We start from the raw sequence: 12,370 nt of genomic DNA on the forward strand, positions 1-12,370 counted from the left end.
GTTCCATGGCGACCGATATGCCGTCCGGTCAGGTCTCGGACCTCGACTGGCTGCTGAGCGGCCTGGTCCAGCGCGTGCCGTACACCCGCAGCGCGGTCCTGCTCTCCGCCGACGGGCTGGTGAAGTCCCTCCACGGCATGGACGCCGACAGCGCCGACCACATGGCGGCGCTGGCGGCCGGCCTCTACTCGCTGGGCCGCAGCGCCGGGGCGAGGTTCGGGGACAACGGCGAGGTCCGGCAGGTGGTCGTGGAGCTCGATTCGACGCTCCTCTTCGTCGCCACCGCCGGCTCCGGCACCTGTCTGGCCGTCCTCGCCGGCCGCAACGCCGACGCCGCCGTCCTCGGCTACGAGATGACCATGCTGGTGAAGAGTGTGCGGCCCTATCTGATGACCCCGGTGAGACAGGCGGCCGGGACGCCGGGGACAGCGGGGCTGTGACCGTGGCGGTCACCCAGGACGGGCCGCTGCTCGACGACGCGGCGGGCCGCCTCATCCGCCCCTACACGGTGAGCAACGGCCGTACCCGTCCCACGGCCGTGCTCGACCTGCTGTCCCTGGTGATGGCCACCGGGACCGTCCCGCAGACCCACCTCGGCCCCGAGCACTCGGTGGCCCTGGGCCTGTGCGAAGGCCCCACCTCGGTGGCCGAGATCGCCGCACATCTGAGGCTGCCCGCCGTCGTGACCAAGGTCCTCCTCTCCGACCTGGTCGACTGCGGCGCCGTCACCGCGCACGCGCCCGCCTTCCATGACACGCCCACCGACCGACATCTGCTGGAGGCAGTGCTCGATGGCTTACGACGACAGCTCTGACGGCTACGGCTACCCGGACGGCTCCGGCTATGGCTACGGCTACGCGGACGACGGCTCCGGTGGCGGGTACGGACAGGACACCGCCACCACCGAGTACGCCGCCCCGCCGGCCTCGCCCGAGGGCTTCCCCGTCGCGTTGAAGGTGCTGGTGGCCGGCGGATTCGGGGTCGGCAAGACGACGTTCGTCGGCGCCGTCAGCGAGATCGCTCCGCTGAGCACGGAAGAGCTGCTGACCCAGGCGAGCGCGGCGACCGACAGCCTGGAGGGCGTCGAGTCGAAGACCTCCACCACCGTGGCGATGGACTTCGGCCGCATCACGCTGGACGACCAGCACGTGCTGTACCTGTTCGGCACCCCCGGCCAGGAACGCTTCTGGTTCATGTGGGACGAGCTCTCGCAGGGCGCGCTGGGCGCGGTCGTGATCGCGGACACCCGCCGGCTGGAGGAGTGCTTCGCGGCCGTCGACTTCTTCGAGCGGCGCGGCATCGGGTTCGTCGTCGCCGTCAACGAGTTCGACGGCGCCTACCGTTACGGCCCCGAGGAGGTCCGCGCCGCGCTCGACCTGTCGCCGGAGGTGCCGGTCGTGCTGTGCGACGCCCGCGTCGCCAGCTCCGGCACCGGCACGCTGGTGACGCTGGTCCAGCACCTCATCAACGCCACCGACGAGGCCGTGCCGCTCCCCGGACACGCCGGATTCGGGGCCCGGCCGTGATCCCGCGAGCGGCCGGACGACTGCTGCTGACCCCCGTCGACGGCGAGGCGCCTGCCCGCACCCGCCGGCTGCGCGGCCTCGGCCTGGGGGAGCGGGAGGACGCCTCGTTCGACAACTTCGACGCCTTCGCCGACCGGGTGGCCGAAGTGACGGGCGTGCCGTTCTCGATGGTCAACTTCATCGACGGGAACCGGCAGTTCTACGCCGGACTGCACACCCCCGCCGGGACCCGCAGGGGCTCGGACCTGGGGGCCACCGCGGCGGGCAGCGGTCGCAGCGGCCGGTACGTGGCCCTCGACCACGGCTACTGCCCGCACGTGGTCGTCCGGCGCAAGGCGCTCGTCCTGGAGGACGTCTGCGACTACCCGCGCTTCGCGGGCAACCCGGTCGTGGACGACATAGGCATCCGCTCCTACCTGGGGGCACCGCTCATCGACCGCACCGGGATCGCCCTGGGCGCCGTCTGCGCCGTGGACACCGTGCCCCGCCCCTGGGGGAGGGCGGGGCTCGACACCATCAAGTCCCTGGCGCGGGAACTCGTCGGCCACCTCGACCGCAGGGAGGACCACACCCCCCGCTTCTGACCGGACCCCGACCGCGCGCCCGCCCAGGAAGCCCAGCGACACCGCGCCACCCCGGCGTCCTCGGCCCGCCGTCCCAGCCCTGCAGCCCGACCACCGCGCTGGACAGACCGTCGGCGGCACGGGCGAGCCACTGAGAGTGTCCAACCGGGCACGGAGCGCGGCGTACCGGAAAGCGGTTCGTGACCACCCGGTGAAGTGCGGTATTGTTCTCATGCGCGTTCGGCCAGGGGGAACCCCAGGTCAGACGGGCATCGGGACGTGGCGCAGCTTGGTAGCGCACTTGACTGGGGGTCAAGGGGTCGCAGGTTCAAATCCTGTCGTCCCGACTCGTGAGAGTCGTAGATCGAAGGCCGGTTTCGGAGGCATCCGAACCGGCCTTCGATCATTTCCGGGGCGGGTCGGGGGTCTGCGTCCCCTGACCGGGAGGGGCCCGCGAGCCGCCGCGGGGGAGCGGTGCGCTGCGGAGCAAGGAGCAGTGCGCGCAGAGGCGGGACGCGCGGGCGCCGGTGCCGTGCGCGTACGCATCGTGCGGCCCGCCGGTGCGGAGGGGCCGTTCCCGGTGGTCCTCTACATCCACGGCGCGGACTGGGTCTTCGGCAACGCGCACACCCACGACCGGCTCGTGTGCGAAATCGCCGAGGGGGCCGGCGCCGCCGTCGTCTTCCCCGAATACGCGCTCTCGCCCGAGGCCCGCTACCCCGTCGCGATCGAGCAGAACTGGTCCGTGGCCCGATGGATCGTCACCGACGGCGCCCGGCAGGGTCTGGACGGCGCACGGATCGCCGTCGCGGGCGACTCGGTGGGCGGCAACATGAGGCCGATGTGCTGCGCGACGAGGGTGAGGCGTACGCCGCGAAACTGCGCGGCGCGGGCGTGCCCGTGACCGCCGTGCGGGCCGGAAAGCAGTTGTGCGCGTGCGGGGACCCGGGGCTCGGCCTGCCCGCCCTCGGCCCGGCTTCGAGCACCGCCCATCGGCTAGGTTGCCGCCATGAAGCCTCGGGTGTTTCTCTTCGACCTCGGCGGTGTCGTCTGCCGCTTTCACCGTGAACGGCGGCTCGAACTCCTCGGGGCGGCGTGCGGGCGCTCCGCGCGGGACGTCGAGGCGGAGCTGTACGCCTCCGGGCTCATCCCGGCCTGGGACCGGGGGCAGGGAAGCGCCGACGACATCGAGCGGGAGATCAGGCGGCGCCTCGGCTTCGCGGGTACGGGCGAGGAGCTGCGCCGCGTCTGGTGCGGGGCGTTCGAGCCCGACCCCGGGGTCCTTGCCGCGGCAGACCTCGTACGGGACCGGCCGACGGCCCTGTTCACGGACAACGACGCGCTGCTGCGCGCCGGGCTGCCCGAGCGGCTGCCCGAGGTGGTCGCGCGCTTCGACGCGCTCGCGTTCTCGTGCGAGCTCGGTGCGACCAAGCCCGCCGAGGAAGCCTTCGCGGGCGCGCTCGGGACGCTCGGGGCCGGCCCCGGCGAGGCGTTCTTCGTGGACGACCGGGAGGCCAACGTCCGGGCGGCCCGCGAGCTCGGGCTGACCGCCGTGGTCTTCGAGGGCGGCGCGGCGCTCCGGCGGACGCTGGAACAGCTGCTCGCGGGCTGAGCCGCAAGGGCCCCCGCTCCCGGGGCCCGGCGCGCCCCGGGCAGTGGCCGAGCGCGTCAGGGCGCGGTCAGCGTCATCTCGAAGGAGTACCGGGACGCCCGGTACAGGTGGCGGCCGTACTCCACCGGGCGGCCCCCGTCGCCCAGCACCGTGCGTTCCACGGTGAGCAGGGGCCCGCCGCGCCCCTCCCCGAGGAGCCGGGCCTCGGCCGCGGTGGCCCGGCGGGCACCGATGGTCTGCTCGGCGGAGCGCAGGGCGATGCCGGAACGCCGCAGGAGCGCGTAGAGCCCGTGCGCGGCCAGGTCCTCCTCGATGAGGTCCGCGACGCCGATGGGCAGATGGTTCTCCAGGACGGCCATCGGCTCGTCGTCCGCGTACCGGAGCCGGCGCAACACGACGGTGTCGGTGCCGGGTTCGAGCTGGAGGGCGGCGGCGGTCCGGCCCTCGGCGGGGCGGACGCGCATCGACAGGACCTTGGTGCGCGGGCGGCGGCCCTCGCGTTGCAGCTCCTCGTACAGGCTGGTCAGCTCCGCCTGCCGGCGGACCCGGTTGTTGACGACCTGGGTGCCGACGCCGCGCTTGCGCGACAGCAGGCCCTTGTCCACCAGATGCCGCATGGCCTGACGCATCGTCGGGCGGGACAGCCCGAAGCGGTCCGCCAGCGCGATCTCGTTCTCCAGCCGGGCGCCGGGCGCCAACGTGCCGGATTCGATGAGGTGTTGGAGCTGCTGCGCGAACTGGAAGTACAGCGGGACGGGGCTGGACCGGTCGATGGTGATCAGCTCGGTGAGCGGGTCCATGCCGGGCTCTTCGGAACGTCGTGCCACGTACTCAAGTATGCCGTAAGCCCGCTTCCAGCTCAGTACGTATATATGTCAGAACAAATACTTGACCGGCTGTGATCGGCGACGATACAAAGACGAAGATCAGGAGCGTCGGCCAGCCGGCCCCCATCCGCCCCGGAGGCACCCGCGCATGCGCATCGGACTCATCGGAACGGGCCGCATCGGCGCCTTCCACGCCGCCACCCTCGCCGCCCTGCCCGCCGTCGACCGCCTCGTCCTGCACGACGCCGTCGAGCAGCAGGCCCGCGAGCTGGCCGGGAAGCTGGGCGCCGACTGGGCGGACGGCCTGGACGCGCTGCTCGGCTCCGGCCTGGACGGGGTCGTGATCGCCGCCCCCACCGCCGTCCACGACACGCTCATCCGCGCGGCGGTCGCCGCCGGGGTGCCCGTCTTCTGCGAGAAGCCGGTCGCCGCCGGCCTCGAAGCCACCCGCGCCCTGCTGGCCGACATCGCCGGCTCCGGGGTGCCGCTCCAGGTCGGCTTCCAGCGCCGCTTCGACGCCGGGTACACCGCCCTGCGCGACGCGGTCGCCGCCGGGGAGCTGGGCTGGCTGCACACCGTGCGGGCGTGCACCGCGGACCCGGCGCCCCCGCCGGCCGGATATCTGCCGCTGTCCGGCGGCATCTTCCGGGACTGCGCCGTGCACGACTTCGACAGCGTCCGCTGGGTCACCGGCCGCGAGGTCGTGGAGGTCGGCGCCACCGGGGCCAACCGGGGCGACGCCGCCTTCGCGGCTGCCGGAGACGTCGATACCGCGGTCGCCGTCCTCACGCTCGACGACGGCACCCTCGTCAGCTGCACGGCCACCCGCTACAACGGCGCTGGATACGACGCGCGCATGGAACTCGCCGGATCGCGGTCCACGCTGGCCACCGGGTACGGCGACCGCGCGCCCCTGCGGACCACCGCCGGCGGGCCGCCGCCCGGAGCCGCCCCGTACGACGGGTTCCTCAGCCGCTTCCACGACGCGTACGTCGCCGAGATGGCGGCCTTCACCGAGGTCGCGGCCGGGCTCCGGCCCAGCCCCTGCACCGGGGCCGACGCCCTGGCCGCGCTGTTGGTCGCGGAGGCCGCCGACCGCTCGCGGCGCACGGGCCGGCCGGTGCGCGTGGGGCGGTGAGGGCGGAGGCGGGCCGGGGTGAGGTGCCGAACGAACGTCTGGTTACCATATGAGCGCCGCCTAGCTCGAAAGATAAACCTGTGACTGTCAATGACGACGCGTTCACCAACTGGAAGAACCGCGAGGAGATCGCGGAATCGATGATTCCGATCATCGGCAAGCTGCACCGCGAGCGGGACGTCACCGTCCTCCTGCACAGCCGCTCGCTGGTGAACAAATCGGTGGTGAGCATCCTCAAGACCCACCGATTCGCCCGGCAGATCGACGGCGCGGAGCTCTCGGTCACCGAGACCCTGCCCTTCCTCCAGGCCCTCACCACCCTCGACCTGGGCCCCTCCCAGATCGACATCGGCATGCTCGCCGCCACCCACAAGGCCGACGACCGCGGCCTCAGCGCGGCCGAGTTCACCGCGGAGGCCGTCGCCGGCGCCACCGGGGACAACAAGATCGAGCGCCGCGAGGCGCGCGACGTCGTCCTCTACGGCTTCGGCCGCATCGGCCGCCTGCTCGCCCGGCTGCTCATCGAGAAGGCCGGCTCAGGCAACGGCCTGCGGCTGCGCGCCATCGTGGTCCGCAAGGGAGCGGGCCAGGACATCGTCAAGCGCGCCTCGCTGCTGCGCCGCGACTCCATCCACGGCCAGTTCCAGGGCACGATCACCGTGGACGAGGCCAACGACCGGATCATCGCCAACGGCAACGAGATCCAGGTCATCTACTCCGACGACCCGACCGCCGTCGACTACACCGTCCACGGCATCCACGACGCCATCCTCATCGACAACACCGGCAAGTGGCGCGACCGCGAGGGCCTGTCCAAGCACCTGCGCCCCGGCATCGCCAAGGTCGTGCTCACCGCCCCCGGCAAGGGCGACGTCCTCAACGTCGTGCACGGCGTCAACCACGACATGATCAAGCCGGACGAGCAGATCATCTCCTGCGCCTCCTGCACCACCAACGCCATCGTGCCGCCGCTGAAGGCGATGGCCGACGAGTACGGCGTCCTGCGCGGACACGTGGAGACCATCCACTCCTTCACCAACGACCAGAACCTGCTGGACAACTACCACGGCTCCGACCGCCGTGGCCGCTCCGCGCCGCTCAACATGGTCATCACCGAGACGGGCGCCGCCTCCGCCGTCGCGAAGGCGCTGCCCGACCTCAAGGCGACCATCACGGGCAGCTCGATCCGCGTCCCCGTTCCGGACGTCTCGATCGCCATCCTCAGCCTGAAGCTGGGCCGCGAGACCACCCGCACCGAGGTCCTCGACCACCTCCGAGAGGTCTCGCTCACCTCCCCGCTCAAGCGGCAGATCGACTTCACGACCGCCCCCGACGCGGTGTCCAGCGACTTCATCGGCTCACGCCACGCCTCCATCGTCGACGCCGGCCCCACCCAGGTCGACGGCGACAACGCGATCCTCTACCTCTGGTACGACAACGAGTTCGGCTACTCGTGCCAGGTCATCCGGGTCGTGCAGTACGTCTCCGGCGTCGAGTACCCCACGTATCCCGTGCCGGTCGCCTGACGCACGACGGGTCCCGCCCGCCCGCCGATGGGGCGGGCGGGACCCTTCCGTCAGGCCGGGACAACCGGCGCGGGCGCGTATCCCGTGGCCCGGGTGGTGAACGTCCCCCGGCCCTGCGTACGGCTGCGCAGCCGCGTCGCGTAACCGAACAGCTCGGCCAGCGGCACCGTCGCCGTGACCACCGACGCGCCGCCCCGCGTGGTCGAGCCGGAGACCCGGCCGCGCCGGGCGGCCAGGTCGCCCAGCACTCCGCCGACCGCGTCACCGGGCACTGTGACCGTCACCTCGACCACCGGCTCCAGCAGCACCATCGCGCTCGCCCGCAGGGCCTCCCGCAGCGCGAACCGCCCCGCCGTGCGGAACGCCATCTCCGAGGAGTCCTTGGGATGCGTCGCGCCGTCGGTCAGCGTCACCCGCACCCCGGTCACCGGATGCCCGCCGAGCGGCCCCTCGGCCAGCGCGTCCCGGCAGCCCGCCTCGACCGCCCGCACATACTCCTGGGGCACCCGGCCGCCGACGACCGACGAACCGAACGCGAACTCCGCCGCATCCTCGCCCTCCCCCGCCGCCAGCGGTTCGACGTCGATGACGACGTGCGCGAACTGCCCGGCCCCGCCGTCCTGTTTGACGTGCCGGTAGACCAGCCCGGACACCCCGCGTACCAGCGTCTCCCGGTGCGCGACCTGCGGCCGGCCGACCCTGACGTCCAGACCGTGGTCGCGGCGGATCTTCTCCGCGGCCACCTCCAGATGCAGCTCGCCCATGCCCGACAGCACCGTCTGGCCCGTCTCCGCGTCCGTACGCACCACGAGCGACGGGTCCTCCTCGGCCAGCCGGACCAGGGCGGCCATCAGCCGCTCGGTGTCCGTGCTCCGCCGCGCCTCCACCGCCACGGACACGACCGGGTCGGCCACCGCGGGCGGTTCCAGGACGAGCGGGGCGCCGGGCGCGCACAGCGTGGCACCGGGGCGGACGGCCTTCGGGCCGATGACCGCGACGATGTCCCCGGCCACCGCCGCGTCCACGTCCACATGGCGGTCCGCCTGGACCCGCAGGACACGTCCGACGCGCTCACTTCGCCGGGTGGTCGCGTCCAGCACCGTCTCCCCCTTCCGGACCGTTCCCGAGTACACGCGCAGATACGTCAGCCGGCCCGTCGGGGTCGCGTTCACCTTGAACGCCAGCGCGGCGAACGGCCCCCGGGGATCGGCGGTCCGCTCCTGCTCCCTCCCGTCGAGCACGCCGCGTACCGGCGGCACGTCGAGCGGGGAGGGCAGGTACGCGACGACCGCCTCCAGCAACGGTTCGACACCCCGGTTGCGGTACGCCGAACCGCACAGCACCACGACCCCCTCACCGGTCCGCGTCAGATCCCGCAGCGCCCCGGTCAGCGTCTCGTCCGAGAGCGCGGAGCGTACGCAGAACTCCTCCAGGGCCGCCGGATGCAGCTCCGCCACCGCCTCCTCCAGCAGCCGCCGGCGCCGGGCGGCCTCCTCGCGCAGTTCGGCGGGCACCTCGCCCTCCTCGTACGCGTCGGCGCCGTCCGCCCACACCAGGGCGCGCATGCGCACCAGGTCGACCACCCCGCGGAAGGCGTCCTCGGCCCCGATGGGCAGCTGCACCACGAGCGGGACCGTGTGCAGCCGGTTCCGGATGGAGGCGACCGCGGTGTCCAGGTCCGCGCCGGCCCGGTCCAGCTTGTTGACGAAGGCGATGCGCGGGACCGAGTGCCGGTCCGCCTGGTGCCACACCGACTCGCTCTGCGGTTCCACCCCGGCGACCGCGTCGAACACCGCGATCGCGCCGTCGAGCACCCGCAGCGCACGCTCGACCTCGTCGGCGAAGTCGACGTGCCCGGGGGTGTCGATCAGGTTGATCCGGTGACCGTCCCAGGCGCAGCTGACGGCCGCGGCGAAGATGGTGATGCCCCGGTCGCGTTCCTGGGAGTCGAAGTCCGTGATGGTCGTGCCGTCATGGACCTCACCGCGCTTGTGAGTGGTGCCGGTGGTGTAGAGGATGCGCTCCGTCACGGTGGTCTTGCCGGCGTCGACGTGGGCGAGGATGCCCAGGTTGCGGACGGTGGTGAGAGCGGTGACGGGGGAGAGGTGCTGGTGGGTACGCACGGCCGGTGGCCTTTCGGGATGAGCCGGAAGAAGACGGCGCGATACCCCCGGACGAAGCGGCCCGGACGCGGGCCTGCGAGGCCCGCCGGAATGACTGGGTGTCAGAAGAACTGTGGGGCCCGGGTGTTCGTCACGGGGTCCGGGGCCGGCCGCGCAGCCGGCGCCGGGCGGCGCGAGACACCAGGATCACCTCGAACCGCGACGGGGGGACGACGGCGGCGGTGCGGTGGCGCACGGCGGTCTCCCCTCAACGGTCACGGCGGACGCGCCGGCGGACGGCCGGCGCGCGGTGTACGGCGAGTCTAGGGAAGGCGTGCCGGGCGGGGGAACCGGTTTTCCGGCCGCCGGGTGAGACCGCCCGGCGGCCGGACCGCCGCACGGCACCGGCGCAGGGCGCTCCGGCCGCAGCCGCGCCACTCGGCGGGCGACGGGCCCACGCCCCGGCCGCCCCGGGTGATCAGGGCGTTCACCGGGGTGTGCGGGTCCAGGGCCATCGTGCGCGCGAACAGCACGCCGATGACGAGCGGGGCGAGCGAGAGGGCCAGAGCGGTCCCGGCACTGGTGACGTGCCGGATACGGAGGCGCTGCGGGTCGGGAGCCATGACACCAGTTCACCGGCGGCGCCCCGGTACGGGATCGGCGGACGTACTCAGACCGTACGGCCCGGATACTCACCCGGGCCGTACGGTATGCCCCGGCGCGGGCTCACGCGTTGGTGCCGGAGCCCCCGCCCGACGCCGCCTTGATGCCCTTGGTGATCTTGTCCAGGACGGACAGCGAGGGCGCCTTGCTGTTGATGTCGAAGCCGGAGCGGACCACCACCAGCATGTCCTTGGCCAGCGGGGACGGGAACGCCAGGGACTCGACGTAGCCGTCGTCGCCGTTCTTCGTCACCACCTTCCAGCGCACCCGGTAGCCCTGCTGCCCGGCCACCGTGACCGCCTCGGACTTCAGCTCCTCGTGCGAGGTGATGCCGCCGTAGATCTCCTCGCCGTAGGAGTCGTTCGCGTTGGCCTCGATGTCCTTCTCGGCGGTGGCCTTCGCGGTCTTGGTGGTCAGCTCCAGCGCCTCGGCCGGGGCGGAGAAGATCCCGCCGCGCACGCACTTCTGCTCGGTGTCACCGGGGCAGGTGTAGGACCCGGTGGTCACCCCGGCGCCCATGCCCGACTCGCCCTCCCAGCCGTCGAGGACCGGGATGCTGATGCCGCTGGCCAGGTCCGTCGCGTAACCGTCCTCGATCTGCGGCTGACCCTGCTCCGGGGACTCGCTTCCGCCGCCGTTGCCGCCGTCGCCGCGCCCGTCACCGTTTCCGCCGCCGCCGCCGCCGCCGCTGCCGCCGCCGCGCTGCCGGGCGGGTCCGGGGGAGGGGGAGCCGGACGGGGCGGTGGCGGCGGTGTCGCTCTTGCCGTCGGAGTCGTCCGTCAGCAGGTAGACGCCGCCCCCGATCGCGGCGAGCACCACCACCGCGGCGGTGATGCCCGCCCCGATGCGTATCCGTCGGCTGCGGACGGCCGCCGGCGGTACGCGCAGATGGTCGGTCCACTGGGTGCCGTCCCACCAGCGCTCGTAGCGGGGGCCAAATCCTGAATACCCGGGGTCTGGATGCCAGCCGGGCGGGCTCGTCTGGGTCACGCCCGACACCGTAACCGGACTGCCTGAGAATCCTATGAACCGGGTGGACGCTTCTCACCGGCCGGCCGCCCGCATCTGCTTCCCTCCTTGGTCTAGACAAGTGGAGGGGGTGTCACTAGCATCCGCCGACGAGGCGCGGCGGACCGGCCTGACCGCGCCCAGAAGTGAGGGCCCCATGGAAGCGACCGCCCCCGACCGTCGTTTCGCCGAGGACTACCGCCTTGCCCGGGAGATACCGCGCGACGGACTGACCGCCTGGCGCGCGGCCGTCGCCGCCGAGGTGGAACTCGCACCGGGCGACACCCTCCTGGACGTGGGCGCAGGCACCGGCTCCTTCGCCTCCGCCTTCGGCGACTGGTTCGGCGTCCGGGTCCTGGCCGTCGAACCGTCCGCCGCCCTGCGGGAGTTGATCCCCCGGACCGGACTGATCGAGGCGCTGGACGGGCGGGCCGAGGCGCTGCCGGTGCCGGACGGCTGCGCGGACGCGGCCTGGCTGGGCTCGGTCGTCCACCACATCGACGATCTGCCCGCCGCCGCACGGGAGTTGCGCAGGGCCCTGAAGCCCGGCGCCCCCGTGCTCATCCGCAACTCGTTCCCCGGCCGGTGCGCCCGGGACCTGCGGGTGCGGTTCTTCCCCGGTGCCGAGCGCATCGTGGACGGCTACCCGACGGTGGAGCAGACGTGCGCCGCGTTCGCCGGGGCCGGATTCACCCGCGTCGCCCTGCACGCGGTCCCGCAGGAGAGCGCGCCGAGCCTCGCCGCCTTCGCCGACCGGATCAGACGGGACGCCGACGCGAAGCTGCGCGGCCTCGGCGACGACGAGTTCGAGCGCGGGATGCGCCGGCTGCGTACGGCGGCCGAGCAGGAACCGGACCGGCCCGCCGTGAGCTGGATGGACCTGCTGGTCCTGGTCTGACGGCGCGCGCCGCCGACGTAGAGTCGGGCCGCATGAAACCCAGCGACGAGGAGGGGCGGGCCGTACGGGCCGCCATGGCGGGCGAACTGCGGCTGCTCGACCCGGCGGTACGGGCGTCGCCCGAGGCGGTGACGGAACTCCTCGACCCGGAGTTCACCGAGTTCGGCGCGTCCGGACGCCGCTACGACCGCGCCTCGATTCTGGCCGTCACCTCCGCCGTCGAGGAGGGCGGCCCCGGCCCGGACGTCTCCGAGCTCTCCGGCACCCTGCTCGCCCCGGACCTGGTCCACCTGACGTACGTCACCGAGCGGGACGGCCGGCTGTACAGGCGCAGTTCGCTGTGGCGCAGGACCGGTGAGCAGTGGCGGATGTACTTCCACCAGGGCACCCCGGCAGGTCCCGCGCGGGCCGCCGCCGGGAATCCGGCGGACACCCCCGGCGGCGCCGCGTAGACGCGACCGCCGCGCGCCGGCGTGACGTACCGACCGGCGGTGCCTCCGTCTGTGG

13 protein-coding genes, 1 tRNA gene and 1 pseudogene are annotated in these 12,370 nt (G+C 73.0%); 11 read left to right on the forward strand and 4 right to left on the reverse strand.

Annotation, left to right across the window (positions count from 1 at the left end; translation table 11 throughout):
- Window positions 1-5: 5 nt before the first annotated feature.
- The 7 genes and pseudogenes from FKN01_RS23585 to FKN01_RS23620 all read left to right on the forward strand — a co-directional run bounded on the left by FKN01_RS23585 (window position 6) and on the right by FKN01_RS23620 (window position 3,701).
- A complete protein-coding gene (locus FKN01_RS23585) occupies window positions 6-440 on the forward strand; it encodes a roadblock/LC7 domain-containing protein (protein ID WP_143623809.1) in 435 nt (144 codons plus the stop codon).
- 2 nt (window positions 441-442) lie between these two features.
- Window positions 443-814, forward strand: a complete 372-nt coding sequence (locus tag FKN01_RS23590) for a DUF742 domain-containing protein (protein ID WP_026249772.1) — start codon at window positions 443-445, stop codon at window positions 812-814.
- A complete protein-coding gene (locus tag FKN01_RS23595) occupies window positions 792-1,526 on the forward strand; it encodes an ATP/GTP-binding protein (protein WP_143623811.1) in 735 nt (244 codons plus the stop codon). The genes FKN01_RS23590 and FKN01_RS23595 overlap by 23 nt, the downstream gene beginning before the upstream one ends.
- A complete protein-coding gene (locus FKN01_RS23600) occupies window positions 1,523-2,110 on the forward strand; it encodes a GAF domain-containing protein (protein ID WP_143623813.1) in 588 nt (195 codons plus the stop codon). Before FKN01_RS23595 ends, FKN01_RS23600 begins: the two co-directional genes overlap by 4 nt.
- A 252-nt stretch (window positions 2,111-2,362) precedes the next feature.
- Window positions 2,363-2,436, forward strand: a tRNA-Pro gene (locus tag FKN01_RS23610).
- Between the two features lie 179 nt (window positions 2,437-2,615).
- Window positions 2,616-2,993: pseudogene (locus FKN01_RS23615) on the forward strand (alpha/beta hydrolase); the annotation flags it as partial.
- A 105-nt stretch (window positions 2,994-3,098) separates the two neighbouring features.
- Window positions 3,099-3,701, forward strand: coding sequence for an HAD family phosphatase (locus FKN01_RS23620; RefSeq protein WP_260696995.1), 603 nt, complete (start codon window positions 3,099-3,101; stop codon window positions 3,699-3,701).
- Between the two features lie 56 nt (window positions 3,702-3,757).
- On the opposite strand, the gene FKN01_RS23625 is transcribed toward FKN01_RS23620, so the two are convergent.
- A complete protein-coding gene (locus FKN01_RS23625) occupies window positions 3,758-4,501 on the reverse strand; it encodes a GntR family transcriptional regulator (protein ID WP_143623888.1) in 744 nt (247 codons plus the stop codon).
- A gap of 175 nt (window positions 4,502-4,676) precedes the next feature.
- Here FKN01_RS23625 and FKN01_RS23630 point away from each other — a divergent pair, with 175 nt between their 5' ends.
- Both FKN01_RS23630 and FKN01_RS23635 read left to right on the forward strand, forming a co-directional pair.
- A complete protein-coding gene (locus FKN01_RS23630) occupies window positions 4,677-5,666 on the forward strand; it encodes a Gfo/Idh/MocA family oxidoreductase (RefSeq protein ID WP_143623817.1) in 990 nt (329 codons plus the stop codon).
- A gap of 80 nt (window positions 5,667-5,746) precedes the next feature.
- Window positions 5,747-7,192 carry a glyceraldehyde-3-phosphate dehydrogenase gene (locus tag FKN01_RS23635; RefSeq protein WP_143623819.1) on the forward strand — a complete coding sequence of 482 codons (1,446 nt, stop codon included), beginning with the start codon at window positions 5,747-5,749 and terminating at the stop codon, window positions 7,190-7,192.
- 50 nt (window positions 7,193-7,242) lie between these two features.
- Here the strand turns inward: FKN01_RS23635 and fusA are convergent, their stop codons facing one another.
- From fusA to FKN01_RS23650, 3 genes are all read right to left on the reverse strand, one after another.
- Window positions 7,243-9,315 (reverse strand): elongation factor G, encoded by a 2,073-nt coding sequence (fusA, locus tag FKN01_RS23640; RefSeq protein ID WP_143623821.1) that lies wholly within the window; start codon window positions 9,313-9,315, stop codon window positions 7,243-7,245.
- Window positions 9,316-9,617: 302 nt separating this feature from the next.
- On the reverse strand, window positions 9,618-9,917 hold the full coding sequence (locus FKN01_RS23645) for a hypothetical protein (RefSeq protein WP_143623823.1): 300 nt from the start codon (window positions 9,915-9,917) through the stop codon (window positions 9,618-9,620).
- A gap of 103 nt (window positions 9,918-10,020) precedes the next feature.
- On the reverse strand, window positions 10,021-10,947 hold the full coding sequence (locus FKN01_RS23650) for a DUF2510 domain-containing protein (protein ID WP_143623825.1): 927 nt from the start codon (window positions 10,945-10,947) through the stop codon (window positions 10,021-10,023).
- A 175-nt stretch (window positions 10,948-11,122) separates the two neighbouring features.
- Here FKN01_RS23650 and FKN01_RS23655 point away from each other — a divergent pair, with 175 nt between their 5' ends.
- Entirely contained in the window at window positions 11,123-11,863 is a 741-nt protein-coding gene (locus tag FKN01_RS23655) for a class I SAM-dependent methyltransferase (protein ID WP_143623827.1), read from the forward strand.
- 32 nt (window positions 11,864-11,895) lie between these two features.
- On the forward strand, window positions 11,896-12,315 hold the full coding sequence (locus FKN01_RS23660; protein ID WP_143623829.1) for a DUF4440 domain-containing protein: 420 nt from the start codon (window positions 11,896-11,898) through the stop codon (window positions 12,313-12,315).
- The last annotated feature ends 55 nt before the right edge of the window (window positions 12,316-12,370 follow it).

Origin of the sequence: Streptomyces sp. 130 (assembly GCF_007096885.1) — a bacterium.
GTDB lineage: Bacteria > Actinomycetota > Actinomycetes > Streptomycetales > Streptomycetaceae > Streptomyces.